This window comes from Candidatus Clostridium helianthi (assembly GCF_045310795.1).
Lineage (GTDB): Bacteria > Bacillota > Clostridia > Clostridiales > Clostridiaceae > Clostridium > Clostridium helianthi.
In genome coordinates, this window is record NZ_JBJIAB010000045.1 from 1 (window position 1) to 20,419 (window position 20,419).

Consider the following 20,419-nt stretch of genomic DNA (forward strand, 5'->3'; position numbering starts at 1 on the left):
AGCATTGAACCATGTCCTGCTGATAATACAAATCTATCTCTATTATCCCATTCAGGGTTCTTTCCATTATGATTCATCTTTGTCCATAATGTATAAGCCATTGTAGCTGATCCAAGTGGTAAACCTGGATGTCCTGATTTTGATTTTTCAATAGCATCTGCTGATAATACTCTTATTGCGTTAATAGATAATTTATCTAATTCTCTACTCATCTTTATCCTCATTTCATAGACATATTTTTTTATAAGTTCTTAGTCGTGCTAATTAAGTCCCATGCTGCGCTTCGAATTCATTTCAAACCTGAAATAATCTTAGCTATCCTTCATTATCTTTTCAAAAGGTTCCTATTTTACCACACCTTTTGAAGTTGTTTTATGTTTTCATTTATAAATTCTTAAATTCCTATATTCTTAAATTCTTTCATTCTTAACTTCTTATATTCTTATATTCTTATATTCTTAAGAATATATATTTTTATCTCTGTCATTTGGAACATGAATAAATCATAAATGATAGTCATACTTTTGCGAAAGCATTATATCAAAATATTTATCCATAAACATTTACACTTTCCTAATTTCAGAATCTAGCCATTATATCTATAAATTACTCTTGTATTTTTAAAATGTATCCCATAGATATTACTCTTTATATTATTACTATACTTTGAAAAATATCTATGCTAGAAGTAAGGAACATGTTTTGTGAAGTGTTTCATTAGAAATTTTGACGGTTGTGCTTCTTGGTTATAAGTTGTTCCAAAATGCTTGTTCAAAAAGTGAGAGTCCAAATTTTATATTTGGGTTCTCGAACTTTCTCTGTGAGCACTTGTTTTTGAGACTAGCATTTTGGGTACAACTTGTAATCTTAGAAGCACCCGTTAAAATTTCTTAGAAACCGGAACAAAAGCTTGTTCCTTATTTCGGCAATCTATTTTCCAAAGGCTGCTGCCCAGTCTGCTTTGAATCTTTCTAATCCTTGATCTGTTAATGGGTGTTTTAACATTTGCATTACTAAACTATAAGGCACTGTTGATATATCTGCGCCTGCTTTTGCTGCTTCTATTACATGAATTGGATTTCTTACGCTTGCTGCTATTATTTCTGTTTCTATTCCATGAACTGCAAATATTTCTGCTATATCTCTAACTAAATCCATACCTATCATTGAGATGTCATCTACTCTTCCAAGGAATGGGCTTACATATGTTGCTCCTGCATTTGCTGCAAGTAAGCTCTGAGTTGCTGAGAATATTAATGTTACATTTGTTTTAATTCCTTCACTTGCTAATACTTTAGTTGCCTTTAATCCTTCAGCTGTCATTGGAATCTTTACTATCATATTCTTATGAATTGCTGCAATTTCTCTTCCTTCTTTTATCATTCCTTCAGCATCTTCACTTACAACTTCTCCACTTATTGGTCCATCAACTATTTCTGTAATTTCTTTTATTACTTCATTGAAGTCTCTTCCTTCTTTTGCTATTAATGATGGATTTGTTGTTACACCACATATTACTCCCATTTCATTTGCTTCTTTAATGTGTTCTACATTTGCTGTGTCTAAAAAAAATCTCATTTTAATCTACCCCTTTATTAATTATAATTCTTAAAACTATTATTCTACATTGATATGATTTTTTGCTGCTTCACTATCTGATAAATTATCTCTTCTACTCATTAATAAGCATAAATCATCTAATACTATATGGACAGATTGATCAAATAATGAACTTAGTAGTTGAATTGACGAAACACCGGTATCATTCTTTGTTTTTCCTGGAACCTCAAGTACAAGATCTGATACTTCTGCAAGTGGAGAGTCCTTTTTACTTGTAACTCCAACTATAGTTAAGCCTAAATCCTTTGCTGCTTTTGCATTACTTAGTGTATTTTTTGTTTTTCCAGAACCTGATATTGCAACATATATATCTCCCTTTTTGAGAGCTGGTGTAATTGTCTCTCCCATAACATAAGAATTATAACCAATATGCATCAAACGCATTGCAAATCCTTTTGCTTGAAATCCGCTACGACCTTCGCCATCTACAAAAATCTTTTTTTCTTTTTGGAGTACATCCATTATTTTTTTAATCGCTTCTTCATCAACTTTGCTTATTACATCTTTAATTTCTTCTAATATTTGATCTATTACTCTCATTTATCTATTACTCCCTTAAACTCTTTTACTTTTTCCACCTTATCATCAGCACTAGTTATTGCTGATCCTACTATAACTAGCTCTATATTATATTTATTCAATTCTGGTATGGAATCTAATGTTATTCCTCCTGCAACTGCAATTCTTTTAATTGAAGGAAACTGTTCTTTAAATCGCTTCACTGTTTCACCTGGATTAGCTAGTTTTTCTTTATCAATAGAGGAATGTATGCAATAAATAGCACTGCTGAAGTGTGATATTTCCTTAATTTTCTCATCTGAACATTCTAATAAATCTATCATCATTGTCCCATTATATTGCTCAGAAACTTCGTGACATTTTTCTATAGTTCCAAGTGATGCACTCCCCATCACAGTTAGAATATCAAATCCTTGTTTGAAACCTTGTTTAAATTCATAAGCACCTTCATCACTTGTTTTTATATCTCCTAACATTTGAGATTTACTTTTTTGGCTTGTTATATCTTTTAATTTAAGAAGTCCATAGTCTTTTATTAAAGATGTTCCAATCTCAATAATATCTGCTAATCCATCAAAAGTTTTAACTAAGTTTTCTGCTTTCTCTAAAGACACCCTATCTATTGCAACTTGTAACTTCATTTTATCCTCCTTAAATTCTTATGAAACTTTTCTTTTATAATTTTTCAAAAAATTATCTAATTCATCTACTGTTGGTAATCCCTCATTATCACTTAGATGCATTACTTGAATTCCACCAATAGCGTTTCCTCTTTCTAAAATTTTATTATCTTCAAGATTTTCTAAAATTCCGCTAATAACTCCTGCTGCAAATCCATCTCCTGCTCCTACTGTATCTAAAACTGGAACTTCAAAGCTTGGACATTCAGCTTCTTTTATTTGTCCATTTTCTAATTTCTCCCTAGAATACGAACCGGTAGTTCCCATTTTTATAACTACCTTTTTTACACCTTTGTCTAAATAAAAATCAGCAATCTCTTCCTTGTAATCTTTTCCTGTAAATAATTTTCCTTCGCTGAAACCAGGTAATACAATATCTGATTTAAATGCTAACTCATTAGTCACTTGAATCATCTTTTCCTTGCTCTCCCATAATACTGGCCTTGGATTAGGGTCAAAAGTAACAAGCATACCATTTTCGTGAGCTTTTTCTATAGCTTTAAATGTTGTTTCTAAAGTTGTTTTGCTTAATGCTGGAAAAATTCCTGTGATATGAAGCACCTTTCCATCTGAAAAACTTATTTCATTTAAAATATCTTTAGTTATTCTTGATGCTGCCGCTCCTTTTCTAAAATATAGTACCTCTGGATCCCCCTCATCAGTTCTATTTTTAAATTGAAATCCTGTTGGTGCTTCTTTATATGTCTTTACAAAAGTTGTATCTATATTTTCATTTTCTAGATATTTCTTTACATATTGCCCAAATGGATCTTCTCCAACTTGGCTTATATATGTAACTGTATGTCCAAGTCTTCTTAGTCCCATAGCTACATTAAGTTCTGCTCCAGCAATTAACCTTGTAAAATGTTCTACGTTGCTAAGATGTTCTTTAGTATCTGCTAAAAACATTACCATTGGTTCACCAATTGTAATAATCTCACTCATTTTTTTCACCCTTTCCGTTGCCAATCTATAGCAAAATTTTTCTTACTTCCTCTAATTCTCCTCGTATATCTTCATTTCTAATTGGATATTCGATCATTACTGGCACATTATTAGATAACTTCTTTAACATTGCCTTCCAATTAATTTGTCCTTCTGACAGTAAAGTTGTAGTAGGCTTATTATTTAGAAACTCTACATTTTTTAAATGAAATACTGTAATAGCTGAACGTAAAATATCAAATGCATTTTCAGGATCTTCATTCTGCCAATACCAATTGCCTAAGTCGAAAGTATATCCGATTGGTAATGAATTTTTGTTTATAATATCAATAGCATCTATTACACATTTTAAATTTCCATTTTCAGGAGTTTGATCATTTTCTATTGTTACTTTAATCTCAAATTTATAAATAATATCTCTTAATTTTTTTATTTCATCTAAGCTTAACTCTACTAAGTCACCTATATTGAATTTTATGTGACTTGCCCCCATCAGTTTTGCTTCCTCAAAATAAACATTAATATCTGGATTTAATTTCTTTTCGCAAGCTACTTTCTCCGGAACTGAATAATATAATTCTATTCCAAATTCTTTAGCTAATTTATTTATAATCGGAATTTCTTCCGCTAAGTTCTTTAGACATTCTCTTCTTATTTCAGCTATATGAACACCTAATGCCTCTATTTGCTCTAATATTTGTTCTTGTTTTATCCCTTTATCTAATTCATTTTTAAATACTAATAAATTTATACCTAGTTGATTCATAACTATCCCCACTTATTTTTTTATATTTCTTGTTGAGTAATTTAGATGTATTTTAACCGGTATTTCTTCTAAGATAAAATCATCTTTTCTACTTCCATCTATTCTTTCAAATAGTAGCTTAGCTGCTCTTTCTCCCATTTCATATGGGTTCTCATCTATTGATGTAATTCCTGGGCCAATTAATCGGGCCCATTTCTCCTCAGCAAAACCAAATATACCAATATCTGCTCCAATTCTTATATTTAAATCATATAAGCATTCTATAAGAACCTTTAAAATTTCATCATTATTTGCAAAGAAACATATATTTTTATCTTTATTTTTATTTAGAATATTTTCTATTATTTCTTTTATATCATTTATATCATTTTTTTTGATAATATTAGTTTCTCCTGACGTATTTGCATTTCTAGATAGAAATTCTTCCATTGCTTTCTTTCTCTCTATTCTTGAACTTATCCCATTTATGTCTTCTGAAAAATATACATAATGATCATAATCATTCTTTAGTAACTCATCTAATATGTTTCTTGTTACCTCTGCATTATTCATTGTCACCGAATCATAAATTAATGGATTTATAAATCTATCCAATAATACTATTGGTTTAAAATTATCACTATCCTTAAACTCTTGTAAATATTTATAGTTATTACCCGTAGTATTAACTAGTAAACCATCAACTTGGCTATCTAACAGGGATTCTATGTTCTCTCTTTCTCTCTCTGCTAGATTGTCAGCATTTGTTACAAGTAGCTGATAATTATTTGCTCTACATACGTCATTTATTCCTTTAATTAGTAATGAAGAAAATGGGTTTCCTATATCTGCAATTGTTACCCCAATTATATTGGAATTTTTAGCTTTTAGTGTTTGAGCTATACGATTTGGCCTATATTTTAATACTTTAATTGCTTCATCTATTTTTTCTTGAGTTTCCTGTGACATAAATTCAAAATTTTTGTTTAGATATCTAGATATTGTTGTCTTAGAGACTCCTACATAAGCAGCAACATCTGCAATTGTTACGTTCTTTTGTTTATCTGTAGAATTTTTCAGCATAACTTATTCCTCCATTCAATACTTTTATTATCAATCTTAACTGTCAAAGATTCAATAATTTATGCTACTATTCTCTATTTTTCTTTAACATATTTATTAATCAACTCAATCAGATTAAATCGCTTTAACAATCGTATTCACTATTAGTTTATCGTTTTAGTTTACCGGTTTCTAAAGTGATAATATAATGTTAAGACTTTCACCAAAAAATGTCAAGCCATTACACGATCATTTATATATTAATCTGATTAAGTTTATTATTCTAGATATCCTTTACAAAAACTTTAAATAAAAGACTTACCTCTATCTCTTAAATATTAGGTCTAGTTTGTATAAGATTCTTTTTATAGTATAAATTCAATAACCTAATGAATTACTAATTTATGAAGCCTCTACTGCATTTTCTATTTTATTCGATGCCTTAGAAGTTTTAACCGCAATCATTAGAAATACTGATAATAAAAGTGACCCTGACATAAATATATATGATGCATCTACTGAGCCTGTTATACCATTCAAATATCCTACGACATATGAGCCTGCAAATGATCCTAGTGCACCCATACTATTGATTAAGGCACTTGCTCCTCCAGATACATTCTTAGGTAATATTTCTGTAATTATTGCAAAAAACGGACCATAAGGTGCATACATAACCCCTCCTGCAATTACAAGTAAAATATATGATAGCCAAAAGTTTGAAGCCCCAATTAAATATGAACCAAAAAATGCAAATGTACCTATTAATAAGTATGCCCAAACAAATGTCTTTCTATTTCCGGTACGATCTGAATAATAAGACGATACTAACATCAATACTACTGCTAAAGCATATGGCAATGATGATAGCCAACCGGCTGAAACAATGCTAATTTGAGGACTTGCCTTTAGAATAGATGGTAACCACATTACAAAACCGTAAACACCTATACTCCAGAAAAAATATTGAAATGATAAAATTATTACCTTAGGTGATTTAAATGCTTCTCTATAATTTTTTACTGGTTTTATGCCTTTTTGTTCTTCTTCCATCACCATATCAATATCTTTCTTTTCCTGTTCAGTTAACCATTTTGCTTCCTTTGGTTTATTATCTGAAAGTTTCAACCAGAAGAACGCCCATAAAATTGGTGGTATTCCTTCAAGTATAAACATCCATCTCCATCCTACAGAATTTACTAAATATCCTGATACAATAGACATCCATAAAACAGTAGCTGGATTACCTAAAATTAGAAATGTATTTGCTCTTGAACGTTCTTTTTTTGTAAACCAATTACTTAAAAAAATCAACATAGCTGGCATAACAGCACTTTCAATTATTCCAAGTATGAATCTAGTAACCATTAAAACTTTTACATTCGTTATCAAGCCATTTGAAGCAGCTAATATCCCCCAGAATATTAAACTCCAAAAAACTAATTTTTTAGCACTTTTCTTTTCTGCAAACCATGCTGCTGGTACTTGAAAAAAGAAATATCCTAAGAAAAATAAGGCGGATAGAAGAGATGCTATCGATGCTGTAATATGCAAAGATTCACCCATACCTCCTGCAACACCAAAACTATAATTTGCACGATCCAAGTAAGCTAGGCTATAAGTAATAAATGCTACTGGTATTAATCTTTTCCACCTTTTAGAAGTTAATTGAATACTTGATTTATCCATTTCATATCCTCCCATAATAATCATTTTAATTTCCATATAATTTAATAATTAAAAACAATTTTAGCTTTATTGTGCAATCATTTGTTCAATTTATAAAATTTATTATTCCTTCAGCGAGTTCATAATAATATCGATTATCTTCTTACATTCCCCCTATGCTTATCACGCTACTTCAAATATTTTTGATTTTTTAAACTTGAGTTTAAATTTCAATATTTTTTATACTTTAGCTTTAGTTTATCGTTTTAGTTAACCGGTTTCTAAACTTAATATAATGTTAACGCTTTCACCAAAAGATGTCAAGTAGTATTTATAAAAAGTTAAAATCAATTATCTGTATAATAAAAAAGCCACTATAGTTCTAGAAGGCTTTATTCCAGAACATAGCGGTTTAATATTCTCCATACAAATTATATAAATTTACTTTTAATATTTTTTGTTCTCTAAATTCAAAGCCTTATAAATAGCTTTAGCAACTCCAGCATTGTCATTGGTATCAGTTATATACTTGGCTATTTCTTTTATTTCTGGTACTGCATTTTCCATAGCAACAGATTGAGTAAATTCAGTAAACATTGAGTAATCATTAAAACTATCCCCAATCACCATTACTTCATCTCTTTTTATCCCCATTTTTTCCGCAACTCTTGCTAATATTAATCCCTTTTGTGCATTTTTATTATTTATTTCTATATTTTTAGTAAAAGTTGATGCTATAGCAAGTTCCCCTATTGATTCCAATTTGTTCTTTACCTTTTTAGTTGTCTCTTCATCGTTATAAAATGCAACAAATTTTCCTATCTTAACATTACTATTCAAAAAATCGTTTATATCTTTAACATATTTTAAATTAATAAAATGAGGATGATTTTTAGCCATTTCCATAGCATCTTCAAAAGTTGTTTCTGGGTCGAATACCATAATTCTGTATGCAACTTCAGTTAATGCTTCCTCTATTGTATTCACACTATATAATCCATCATTAGTATAAATTTCAGCTATAATTTTTTCCTTTAATATCATATCTATAATTTCTCTTGCTTGCTTACTATCAATGTAAATTCCTTCTAATACCTTTCCATTCTCATCTATGTATTCTCCGCCATTTAGAACGACACATTGACATTTTAAATTAGATTCATCAAGTAGGGGTTTAACATCTTCATACATTCTTCCAGTAGAAATTGCAAATTTCACTCCCATTTTCTCAGCCACTTTTATAGCTTCTATATTTTCCTTTGATATCTTATGATTGCTATTAAGCAGTGTTCCATCCATATCAGCTGCAATAAGTTTTATCATCCCTTAATCCCTCCATACTCGTTTATATATTCTACAACATGTATTTACTCAAAATTTTCTTGTAAAATATTTACCTATAATTTCTATTATATACTATAATACAAAAAAAATAAGGCTAAAGATACTTCTTCTCTAGCCTCAAATTCTAAATAGAATTAATTATTAATTTTATTCTCTTCTATTTATTTATATTATTTTTTCATTTATTTTATTATAACTAGTGCCATAATTTCTTACAACCATAAACTATCTTAAGTAAGATGAATGCATCTATATCATACTTTTTTCTCATGTATATTTACATATAACTATGCATATTGCAATTTATATAGAAATTAAATCTTTAACGCTAAAATTAACATTAAGATCATAATTTTCATTTATGTTCTTATATTTTATTTTAGTTGTTTTTTGTTCTATATCAAAATACCAACCTTCTTCGCTTAATTCCCATTCTTTTATATCTAGGAACATGGCAAGCTTTTTATCTCTTAAGTTAACTTGAACTGGAGCTATATCCTTACATATTAAATCTATATTAATTTCTTTAGGCTGCTTGTCATATCCGCCTTCTTTTTCAAATGCAATTTTAACACTATTTTCTCTCTTCACTGATATTAACGTCTTTAAGTATTCACCATTTTTGTAGTTATTAGTTACACCATCGTCTTCATATAATACAAAGCTTGATTCCTCTGATGGCTCTATTAGAAGCTTAAGTGTTTCTATTGAATCATTATGAATATTAGCTAAGCCTTCAGCAATTGGAATTATTGCTCCACTTCTAAAGAACATAGGAATTGAGTTTAATGAAACTTCAACTTCAATCGTCTGTCCACCTTCATATGTCTGTTTTGTATCCCAATCAAACCAAACAGCTCCTTCAGGTAAATATACTTTTCTTGTTTTTGCACCTTTTTCTAGGACGTTTGCAATCAAAATAGAACTTCCAAGCATAAAATCAAAGCTTTCCTCAAGTAACTTTTTATCATCTTGGAATTCATATATTAAAGGCCTCATAATTGGTGATCCTTCTTTAGATGCTTCAAATAACAATGAATATAAGTATGGTACTAATTTATATCTAAGTTTTATAGCTTCTTTTATATATTTTGTATAAGATGGATACATCCATGGTTCTGTAACAGTATTATCAGTATTGCAAGAATGAATTGAGAATCTTGGCTGGAATATTCCATTTTGAACCCATCTTACAAATAGTTCTGGTTCAGGTGCTGGTCCAAAAAATCCTCCTATGTCACATCCTTGATTTGCAACTCCTGAAAGGCCCATTCCAAGCATTACTGGAATATTGAATTTTAAACTCTTCCAGCTTGTATTATTATCTCCAGCCCATGTTTGAGCATAACGTTGAATCCCTGCAAATCCAGCCCTATTCACTATATATGGTCTTATATTTGGATAAACTTCTGCGACTGTTTCCTTTGCCATAAATGCCATTAAATTTGGCATTATTGGTCTTAAACCACTTATTTCTTTCTTCATGCCCTCGAAATGACCAATTGCTTCTGTATTATTTATTTCATACTCATTATTATCATTCCATATAGATGTAATTCCTAGCGAAACTAAAGATTCTTTTAAATGCTTTTTCCACAATTCTCTTCCCTTAGGATTTGTAAAATCTACGAAAGAAGCTTGTCCTCCCCAATATCTATCTGTTTGAGATTTTTCTCCTTCATCATCCTTTATATAAGCGCCAGCTTCATCAAATTCTTTGTATAGCGGATTAGAAATTAACATACCTGGTTTTATGTTAGGTGCCACGCAAGCCCCTTTTTCCTTCACTTGGCTTACAAAATCTTCAGGGTTTTTGAATCTATCGTAATTCCAATTGAATACATATCTTTTTCCATCTTCCCCTGTAGTATATCCTGATGACATAAAGAAACCATCACAAGGGATTCCTTCTTCTTTACATCTATCTAAAAATCGTAAGATAGCTTTATCTGAATCTTTATCTAATTCTGTGTAATACATAGTTGATCCCATATATCCTAAGGAATACTTTGTAGACATTGCAGTTTTTCCTGTTAAATCAGTATAATTTCTTACCACATCTTTGATTTTAGGTCCATAAATGAAAAATGCATCTAATTCTCCACCATCAGCACAGAAATAACTGTATTTATTCCAATATCCACTTCTTTCACATCCCATATCAAAAGTAGAATCATAAGAATTGTTATAGAATATTCCGCTAGCTATGTTATTTTTATTATTAAATTTTATATAAAAAGGTATATGCTTATATAATGGATCTGTATTTTCTGAATCATAACCTATAGTATCTACATTATGCATTCTCATTCTTCTCTTTTTCTTATTTAAATACCCAGCTTTTTCCCCAAATCCATAAAAATAATCTTCATCATCCATACATGAATAATGATAAAGTCTTCCTAAGCTATCTTTTACATATGATTTTTCTTTTAAATCTGAATGTAGTATATTACCTTGCTTATCTGTAATCTCTACTCCAAAAGGTTCTTTATAAATATTTATATTTAAACTTTTTGTAGCTAATATAATATAATTACCTAAGTCTTCATAACTACTGCTAATTGCTTCTACTTGTTTTCTTTCATCTTTTAATAACTCGTCCATTTTATCTTTCCAAGCTGTCATAACTAAAGCATATGATGCTTCTTCTTGAAACTCCTCATCAAAAGTACAGCGAACTCTTACTATATTATCATTTAAAAGTATAATTCTATATTTAGCTGCATTAGTAGTGATTTCTAAATAATTATCAATATTTTTTAGACTTATAATTTTATTACTTATCTTCATAATGCTATCTCCTAGTATATTTATTTTATAATTTTTACCCTATTTACAATATAAGCCTCGTCTTATCAACTATTTTAGCGAATTGAGAAATGCTTATCTACTTCTCAATAATACAGTTCACAAAATCTATGACTCCATCTTCAACTTGATCCCTAATATCTAAATAATATTGTATTTCATGACGATATCCTGAATAAACTTTTGTCTTTACCATGTGCCCTGTTTCTGCAAGCCAATTCGACACAGCATAAACACCTTCTCCGTACAGACCAACTGGATCTTTATCTCCTGCAATATTGTAAACTTTAATTGATGTCGGCACTTTCTCTGCCCACTTAACACCAACAATATCATTCATTAAATTTGCAAAATAATATAGTGAACGTATATTAGGCTGCATTAGAAGATCACTATATATATCTCTTGCATGGTCTGCATTTACATCAGGATCACCACATGCCCATGTATTTGAAGTAACAGGATTTTCTTCATAACGTTCTGTTTTCCACATCCATCCCATGAGCATCTCTAAGCAAGAAGGATCAACTTCTTCTCCTCTACCTTCATCTATTAAGTTTTTAAAAACAGGTATTACTGAACTTGCTGTTGGAATTACTCCTGAAGTTCCACATAAAATCAAACCATCAATTCCTTTTCCATAAATGGTAGCATAACATCTTGCAACCATCGATCCCATGCTATGCCCAAACATAAAATAAGGTAAATCTGGATATTCTTCTTGAACAATTTTACGAAGTGAATGTTCATCTTCTACCATTGTCATATAACCTTTATCTCTCCAATCACTCCAATTGTCCGAAACATAAGCGGTTTTTCCATGTCCTACATGATCATCCGCAGCAACTATAAACCCTGCGTCATTCAATTTTAATATCATGTGCATATATCTACGTGAATGTTCATGATACCCATGCACAAGCTGAATGATTCCCCTTGGTTTACGAAAAGGAGTATAAATCCAAGCTTGTACCATGTCCCTTTTATTAAATGATTCAAAACTTTTTTCTTGAAAAGCCATAACAATTCTCCTTTGCTTAGATAAATTTTAATACTATTTTTTCTATTATTAGATAAATACCTTATAACTTGGACTTATGCCTTTAAGAATATGCTTTACCAGAAAGGGCAGGTACTCTTTTGTGCAGTGTTACATTAGAGAATAAGTTTCAGGCATTTCTTCATCAGAAGTTGTTCCATATTTGCTTGTCACCAGCTTGTCTGGGGAACATGCAGAAATGGTGCAACTTCTGATGGTAGAAATCCTAAACTTATTCTCAGTAACCGAAACAACAGAGTACCTGTCCTTTCGGTGAGTCATGGTATAAGTCTAGGTTTAAGCATTCAGTACTATTCGTCTCCCATACCAATTAAATCAAATCTTTCACAAGAAATTATAATTTCAAATTCTTTCTTTGCTGGTTTCTTGCATTTTACTAACACTGTTCTATCTGATAATTCATAGTACCATCCTTGTTCTGCTTTTTCCCAAGATGATTTGTTTAAGAAACGAGGTATTTGTTCATTGTCTACAGAAACCCAATATGCACCTTTCTCTTTACTTACTAATTTAATCGTAAGATCAGATATTCCAGCTTCATAACTTCCTATTGTCTTAAAAGAAATTTTCTTACGTGCTCCTCCGCTTACATTGATTTCTGTATTTTCATATATACCTTTTTCAAAATCATTAGTTACACCATCATCATTGTAGAAATTGAAGCTTCTTTCTGCTTCTCCACCGATTAAAATGTCTAATGTCTTCATTTTATCCGTAGTAATATGCTTTACTTCTTCGTTTGTTATGAAAATTCCGTCGCCTCTTAGAAACATAGGAATACTGTTAAGGGTAACTGGAATTTCTATTACTTGTCCGCCTTTATATTCAGCCATATTATTATTCATATCATACCAAGTACAGCCTTCTGGCAAGTAAAGTTTTCTTGACTTCGCTCCCTTTTCCAATACATTTGCAACTAAAACAGATGGTCCAAACATAAATGTCATATATTGATCATCATAACAATTAACATCATCTTGGAATTCCATGAGTAATGGACGCATTATTGATTTACCAGTAGTATGAGCTTCATACATTAAAGAATATAGATATGGTAACATTCTATAACGCTGACTATATGCATTACGTACAAATTCATTATTTTCTTCATACATCCATGGCTGAGTAACAGTATTATCATTATTGGCTGAATTAATGCAGAATCTTGGCTGGAATATACCATTTTGAATCCATCTTAGTAATAGTTCTCCTTCTGGAGCACCTCCTGCAAAGCCCCCGATATCACAACCTGTATTTGCTACTCCTGATAACCCCATTCCAACAATAGTTGCTATATTAAATTTTAATGTACGCCAGTCTGTCAAATTATCTCCTGCCCATGTTTGTGCATACCTTTGAATACCTGCAAATCCAGCACGGTTTATAATATATGGACGGCGGTTTGGATAAAGTTCAGCTACAGCTTGCTTTCCAACATAAGCCATTAAATTAGAATGCATTATTTTAAGTTCCGCCATAGTGCCTGGTTTTCCATCAAAATCACATACAGCATTACGATCCTCTATTCCATCATATTCACAGTTGTCATTCCAAACGGTTATAGTTCCTTTGCTTAAAATATTTTCTTTAAGTAGCTTCTTCCACGTTTCTCTACCTGATGGCTTAGTAAAATCTACAAATCTTCCAACACCACCCCACCAACGGCCATTATAATCTCCTTTTCCATCTGGATTTTTAATAAATACATCATTTTCTTCAAATTCTTTTTTATAAGGATGCTTAGCTAAAATCCCTGGTTTTAAATTTGGTATAACATTAAGACCCATTTCATTCATTTTTTCCATAAATTCATCTGAATTCGGAAATCTATTTTTGTTCCAATTGAAAATATATCTTAAATTATCTTCTTCTCCAGAAGAATACCCAGATGCTAATTTAAAGTTGTCTATATACATTTTTTCATCAAAATGCTTTTTAATTACTTCATATATTTCCTTATCGCAATCTTTTTCAAGTTCAGCATAATACATTGTAGAAGCTGTATAACCTAAGCTTTGTTTAGGAGGCATTGCCTGCTTTCCTGTAAGTTTTGTGTAATTATCTAAGACTTGTTCAACTTTTGGTCCATTGATAAAGAATAGATCAATGTCTCCTCCATCAGCTTGATAATAACTATAACGAGGCCAATATCCACTAATTTCATTACCCATATCAAATACTGAATCATAGGAATTATGATAGAAAAGTCCAATGGCATGATGATTATTGTTATTTAACTTAATATAAAATGGGATATGTTTATATAAAGGATCTCCAAATTCAGGATCATGCCCAATTGCATCTTTAGGCGACATACGCATTCTTCTACCCATTTTATCTAACTTTCCAGTCTTTTCACCAAATCCGTAGAAATGATCATTTTGTAAATCAACCTCATTATAATGAGAAATTCTTCCTAGTTGATCACATTCAAAAGCTCTATCTACAAGATCACTGTATAACTTTTCTCCATTTAATTTATATATAGAAAAATGTAATGGTGATTTAGCTAGTACTAATTTTAATGTTTTTGTATAAAATATAATTTCTTTTTCATTTTCTTCAAAAGGAATATCTAATGCTTCTATTCTTTCACGTTCTTCTGCAAGTAAAGAATCAAAACGATCCTCCCATGCAGTCGTAACCAATGTATAAGATGCTTCCTCAAACTTTCTATCAAAAGAAGCTCTAACACGTATAATATCATCTGACATAAAAATTATTTTTATATCTGCGGTATCCCCCTTCACTAAATAACCATTCTGTATTCTATTTATAGACATAAATTCCTTTAATAACATGTAACTTCCTCCTAAACTACTAATTTATACTTATTAATCTATCAACAACCTATTAAGGCGTAGATTGTCAGTTTATAAACTTGTTATATAGGTTGTTCAATTATGATTTTTTTCAACAACTGTCAAAACTCAATTATTTAACAACCTATATCTATATAACATTATAAGAGTAGCAAAATAACTTAACTGATACTATTCATTAAATTATCTTGTGTAAAATTCTGTTTCCAAACATCCTCATATTTATATCCAGTAAGACTTTCAACAACTTCTTTTGTGTTTGAGTCAACATCATCTTTTAAACCACCATTTTTCAAACGTTCAACTTCATCTATTAATATCTGATGAGTTTCTTTATTAAGCTTAAAAGTAAATGCAAGTATTAATGATAATGCAAACAAACCAACACATCCAATAAGTAAAACATATCCAATAATCTGTACTGTTTGAGGAGATTGAACCTCTTGACCTTTAACAAATCCTCCTTCTTGCAACACAACGCCGATTAAAAATGTAGCAATGGCTACAGTGCTCTTTCTAGTAAAAGTCATAACTGCTGCAAAAAGTCCCTCTCTTCTTTTCATCGAAACAATTTCATCAACATCAGGAATAAATGGGAACACTGTCCAAGGAGTTAGAACCGCCAAGGATCTAAATGCAAAGTAAACTATAGATATTCCAAGTAAAATAGCAGTCTTAGCTTCAGGATCAGCTAAATAAACTCCATAATATGCTAGTACACTTAATATCATAAATGTATACGTAATCTTATATAATTTAGTAGGTCCAAGTTTTAAAAATAAAATTCCACCTATAATTGTTCCTGGTATACCAATAATGCTAAATGAAAGCAAATATGCACCAAAAGATGATGAAACCTTTAAATTATAAACACAGAAAAATAAAAATACAGCATTAAATATATCCCCAGCAGTAAACGATAATAAATACAGTCCCAAATGTTTCCTGAAACTTTTTAGCTTAAATGTAGATGCATATTCCCCAAGCACTTTTAAGTAATCACTAAAATTCCTATTCCCTTTAGATTGAGATGCAGCCAATAATTCTTGCTCCATCGCTGGTGTAATTTCTCTTTCCCAAGTCGCTTTATATGTTATAAATATACAAATCGCATACAATATTGCAAAAAATAATCCATTATAGAAATATGCATAAGGATTCTTTTGGCCAAAATGTCCAATCAATTGTGCAGGAACAAAAGTCCCTAAGAACTGACCTAAAGAAGAAATAACTAATCTGCAAGTAGAAATTTTAGTTCTATCAGAGTAGTTAGTTGTCATTTCAGTCGGTAGTGTTTCCCATGGAATTAATACCATGGCTGCAACTATTTCAAATAATAAATAGCAACTTAAATAAAACCAGTAATTCATTCCTATTGTCCATATTAATACATAGATTGCCATTAATGGCGCTCCAATTAATAAAAAGAAACGACGTCTTCCAAATATCTTTCCAAGCTTAGTTTTATAAAAATTATCAGATATACTCCCTATAAAAAGACTGGCAATTGCATCTACAAAACGAGCAACTGCAACAATAGATGCCCCTTGTATAGGTGTAAGTCCACAATAAGTTGTATAGAAAAACAATAAGAAAGCTCCAATTATTGTAAAGGCTCCGCCGCCCATTATATCAACTAATCCATATCCAATACATCTAGGTAAAGTAATCTTTTTATCTTTTATAGACATATAATCTACCTCTTTCTTTAATTAATATTTTTAATTAGCAATCTTATATCTAAATATTGAAGTATTCCTTTGCATTGTTGTAGCATATACCTTCAACAACTGTTTTTAGCAATTTAATATTTCCTGGTACTTCACCATTTTCTACCCATTCTCCGATTAAATTGCAGGCAATTCTTCTAAAATACTCATGTCTTGTATATGATAAGAAGCTTCTAGAATCCGTTAACATTCCAACAAAACGACCTAATAATCCAAGATTTGCTAACACTTTCATTTGTTCAATCATTCCATCTTTATTATCGTTAAACCACCAAGCTGCACCAAATTGCATTTTTCCTGGAATCCCCTCTCCCTGAAAATTTCCTATCATAGCTCCAAGAACATAATTATCCTTTGGATTCAACGTATATAAAATTGTTTTAGGAAGTGAATTTTCCTTATCTACAGAATCTAAAATTCTAGATAATGGGTACGCTATACTCTCATCATTAATTGAATCAAATCCTGTATTAGGGCCTATTTTTTCGAACATTCTGTTATTATTATTCCTTAGCGCAGCTATATGAAGCTGCATAGCCCATCCAAGTTCATGATAAAGTTTAAATACATGTGTTAATGTATAAGTTTTATACTTCTTTTCTTCATCAATGCTTACTACTTCTCCATTTAAGGCTTTAGCAAATATAGCTGCTGCATCTTCTTTTGATGCATCTGCATAAACTACTGTCCCATCTATACCATGGTCTGCTATCCTACATCCAACCGAATGGAAATACCTTACTCTTGAGTCAAATGCATTTAGAAATTCATCATAATTACTTATAGTGATCTCCGATATTCCTTCTAATTTTTTTACCCATAAAACAAAACCATCTAAGTTTATTTCTATTCCTTTATCTGGCCTGAAAGTTGGTAAAACATTTACATTAAAACTCTCGTCTTCTTTAAGCTTAATGTGATATTCTAAAGTATCAGTAGGATCATCAGTTGTACATATAGTTTCAACCTTTGATTTTGTAATTAAATCTCTTGCTCTAAATCCTTCTCCACTCAATAATTCGTTTGCTTTTTTCCAAATTGCTGGAGCAGTGTCTTCATCAAGCGGTTCATATATTTTAAAGAACCTTTGAAGCTCTAAGTGAGTCCAATGATAAAGAGGATTTCCTATAGACATAGGTATGGTTTTTGCCCAAGCTAAAAATTTATCATAATCACTGCCATCACCTGTAATATATTTTTCATCTATACCATTACATCTCATTACTCTCCATTTGTAGTGATCCCCGTACAACCATGCTTCAGTTATGTTATTAAATTTTTTATTTTCATATATCTCCTTAGGATCAATATGACAATGATAATCGATAATAGGCATATTCTTTGCATAATTATGATATAACTCTATAGCTGTTTTATTAGATAATAAGAAATTTTCATCCATAAATTTCTTCAAATTCATCATCCTACTTTCAAATAAAAGTTTAATATTTGTAAAGTATTGAATGGATTTTATTTAACGGTACACACTCTGCTAATTAGAGTACATTATCGTAATCTTTATATATCCAACACCCTACTATAACGTTTTCTTTTACACTAATCTTTGTAAATTTTCATTACTTAGATTATGTTCCCAACTCTAATATTTCTTTAAATCTTCATAATCTAAGCAAGATTGTTAGTTAGTACAATTTGTGTTATAATGTATTTCTTAATAATTTTCTTAGCATTTTTATCATTCTTTGTTTATATTATTTGCCAGAATATAATAAACTGGAATGATAAAAATGTTATTTTTTACAGATCTTAATTTCACCATAAACTATCTGCATTCTAAGTACTTTTCTAAAGTAGACCTAACAGCACCAGTTCCAGAAATCATTTCGGTGAAATAACCTTCAATTTTTTCTCCTAATCCTATAACATAAAGATCTACGCCAAAAATTTCTTCATTCATTAGTATCGGTTTTAGAGTATCTCCTAATTGTTCTATAGTTCCTAATTTTATATTAGCTACATATTTCTTTAGTTCATCTAATAATGGATCTGGACTTAATTCCATTGCATTACCATCATCAGCTATTCCCATTAAATATCTGCACCAACCTGCAATAACAAGCGGAATGTATTTAAGGTTTTTAGTATCTAAATCTACTCTATCTCTGTAAGCCTTGATTGTCTCCCCAAATCTTATACCAACCTTTTGAGATGTATCTGATGCAATCCTTTGAGGAGTATCTGGTATATATGGGTTCGGAAGTCTAACTTCAAGTACTTCTTTAATAAAATCTTCAGGTTTTAATATTCCAGGATCAACAACAACTGGCATTCCTTCGTCGTACCCAATCTTTTCTACTAGTTTCTTTAGAGTTTGGTCTTTCATTTCGTCTGCAATTAAATTATATCCAAGTAAACATCCAAAGACTGCTAAAGAAGTGTGTAGCGGATTTAAACAAGTACAAACCTTCATTTTTTCAACTCTCTCGACTGTTTCTCTGTTTGTTAAAAATACTCCAGCCTCTTCTAATGCCATTCGTCCATTTGGGAAATCATCTTCTATAACAAGATACTGAGGTCCTTCTGCATTTACAAAAGGTGCAATATAAGTATTCTTGCTAGTACATATAATCTCAGTACTGTAAAAACCGTTTTCTCCTAGAGTATCTTTAACACTTTGAGATGGTCTAGGCGTAATTTTATCTATCATACTCCAAGGGAACGATACCTTTTTATCATCATTGATATATTGTAGAAATCCTTTATCAACTAATCCATTTTCAGTCCATTTCTTTGCTATTGTTTCCATTGCATCATGAAGCTTTTCACCATTTTTCGAACAATTGTCCATACTCACAAAAGCTATTGGAAGTTGTCCATTCTTATATCTCACATATACTAAAGAAGTAACTTTAGCAATAATACTTACAGGATGTTCTAATCCATCTGTTATATCTTCTTTAAATAGATTTTTTACACTATAACCTTTTTCAGTTATCGTAAAACTTGCTATTTGTAATGCTGGATTTGAAAATATATCTTTCAATCTATTCCAATCTTGTCCCCTTGAATAGTCACAAGCTAGGCTTTCTCCTATGCTTCCTACAACTTTTTTCTCCAAGCTTCCATCTGGTTTCATAATTACTAACAAACTTAAATCATCATGAGGCGCATAAATTTTATCTATTATTTCATAGTCATATCCTTCTACAGCAACAATACCTCCAGTTACTCTTTTATTGTTTAAAAGTTCTTGTTGCAACATCGCTATAAAGCCTCTAAATATATTTCCTGCTCCAAAGTGCACCCAAGTAGGATTTTCCTTAGTTAAAGTTGACATCTTATCATGATCAAACTTTGGAAGTTCTATTCCAGCATTTTCCCATAACTCGCTGTTTTTAATACTTTCTTTGCTTAGTATTAATTTGGCATTACTCATTCCTATTTTCACCTCT

The 20,419-nt window shown here is 30.7% G+C and carries 14 protein-coding genes and 1 pseudogene; all 15 read right to left on the minus strand.

What is annotated here, in order from left to right; translation table 11 throughout:
- Positions 1–212 (minus strand): annotated as a pseudogene (locus tag ACJDTP_RS23480) (transketolase); the annotation flags it as partial.
- 718 nt (positions 213–930) lie between these two features.
- On the minus strand, positions 931–1,578 hold the full coding sequence (gene fsa, locus ACJDTP_RS23485; protein ID WP_023975892.1) for a fructose-6-phosphate aldolase: 648 nt from the start codon (positions 1,576–1,578) through the stop codon (positions 931–933).
- A 39-nt stretch (positions 1,579–1,617) separates the two neighbouring features.
- Positions 1,618–2,160 (minus strand): 6-phospho-3-hexuloisomerase, encoded by a 543-nt coding sequence (hxlB, locus tag ACJDTP_RS23490; protein ID WP_077855201.1) that lies wholly within the window; start codon positions 2,158–2,160, stop codon positions 1,618–1,620.
- Entirely contained in the window at positions 2,157–2,780 is a 624-nt protein-coding gene (locus ACJDTP_RS23495) for an orotidine 5'-phosphate decarboxylase / HUMPS family protein (protein ID WP_077855202.1), read from the minus strand. The genes hxlB and ACJDTP_RS23495 overlap by 4 nt, the downstream gene beginning before the upstream one ends.
- Before the next feature lie 18 nt (positions 2,781–2,798).
- Entirely contained in the window at positions 2,799–3,764 is a 966-nt protein-coding gene (locus tag ACJDTP_RS23500; RefSeq protein ID WP_077855203.1) for a sugar kinase, read from the minus strand.
- A gap of 25 nt (positions 3,765–3,789) precedes the next feature.
- Entirely contained in the window at positions 3,790–4,530 is a 741-nt protein-coding gene (locus ACJDTP_RS23505) for a sugar phosphate isomerase/epimerase family protein (RefSeq protein ID WP_023975896.1), read from the minus strand.
- 12 nt (positions 4,531–4,542) lie between these two features.
- Positions 4,543–5,592 carry a LacI family DNA-binding transcriptional regulator gene (locus tag ACJDTP_RS23510; RefSeq protein WP_023975897.1) on the minus strand — a complete coding sequence of 350 codons (1,050 nt, stop codon included), beginning with the start codon at positions 5,590–5,592 and terminating at the stop codon, positions 4,543–4,545.
- A 381-nt stretch (positions 5,593–5,973) separates the two neighbouring features.
- Positions 5,974–7,260: an MFS transporter gene (locus tag ACJDTP_RS23515; protein WP_039772928.1), complete on the minus strand. Its 1,287-nt coding sequence runs from the start codon at positions 7,258–7,260 to the stop codon at positions 5,974–5,976.
- A gap of 426 nt (positions 7,261–7,686) precedes the next feature.
- The gene (locus tag ACJDTP_RS23520) at positions 7,687–8,562 is read right to left on the minus strand and encodes a Cof-type HAD-IIB family hydrolase (protein ID WP_023975899.1); all 876 of its coding nucleotides are present in this window, start codon (positions 8,560–8,562) and stop codon (positions 7,687–7,689) included.
- Between the two features lie 324 nt (positions 8,563–8,886).
- Positions 8,887–11,376, minus strand: coding sequence for a glycoside hydrolase family 31 protein (locus ACJDTP_RS23525; RefSeq protein ID WP_406762616.1), 2,490 nt, complete (start codon positions 11,374–11,376; stop codon positions 8,887–8,889).
- A 97-nt stretch (positions 11,377–11,473) separates the two neighbouring features.
- The gene (locus ACJDTP_RS23530; protein WP_406762617.1) at positions 11,474–12,415 is read right to left on the minus strand and encodes an alpha/beta fold hydrolase; all 942 of its coding nucleotides are present in this window, start codon (positions 12,413–12,415) and stop codon (positions 11,474–11,476) included.
- A gap of 329 nt (positions 12,416–12,744) precedes the next feature.
- The gene (locus ACJDTP_RS23535) at positions 12,745–15,255 is read right to left on the minus strand and encodes a glycoside hydrolase family 31 protein (RefSeq protein ID WP_023975902.1); all 2,511 of its coding nucleotides are present in this window, start codon (positions 15,253–15,255) and stop codon (positions 12,745–12,747) included.
- A gap of 182 nt (positions 15,256–15,437) precedes the next feature.
- Positions 15,438–16,967, minus strand: coding sequence for an MFS transporter (locus tag ACJDTP_RS23540; RefSeq protein ID WP_012060810.1), 1,530 nt, complete (start codon positions 16,965–16,967; stop codon positions 15,438–15,440).
- Positions 16,968–17,016: 49 nt separating this feature from the next.
- Positions 17,017–18,420, minus strand: a complete 1,404-nt coding sequence (gene uxaC / locus ACJDTP_RS23545; protein WP_039770745.1) for a glucuronate isomerase — start codon at positions 18,418–18,420, stop codon at positions 17,017–17,019.
- A gap of 369 nt (positions 18,421–18,789) precedes the next feature.
- Positions 18,790–20,403, minus strand: a complete 1,614-nt coding sequence (locus ACJDTP_RS23550; RefSeq protein ID WP_039770747.1) for a mannitol dehydrogenase family protein — start codon at positions 20,401–20,403, stop codon at positions 18,790–18,792.
- Positions 20,404–20,419: the final 16 nt, after the last annotated feature.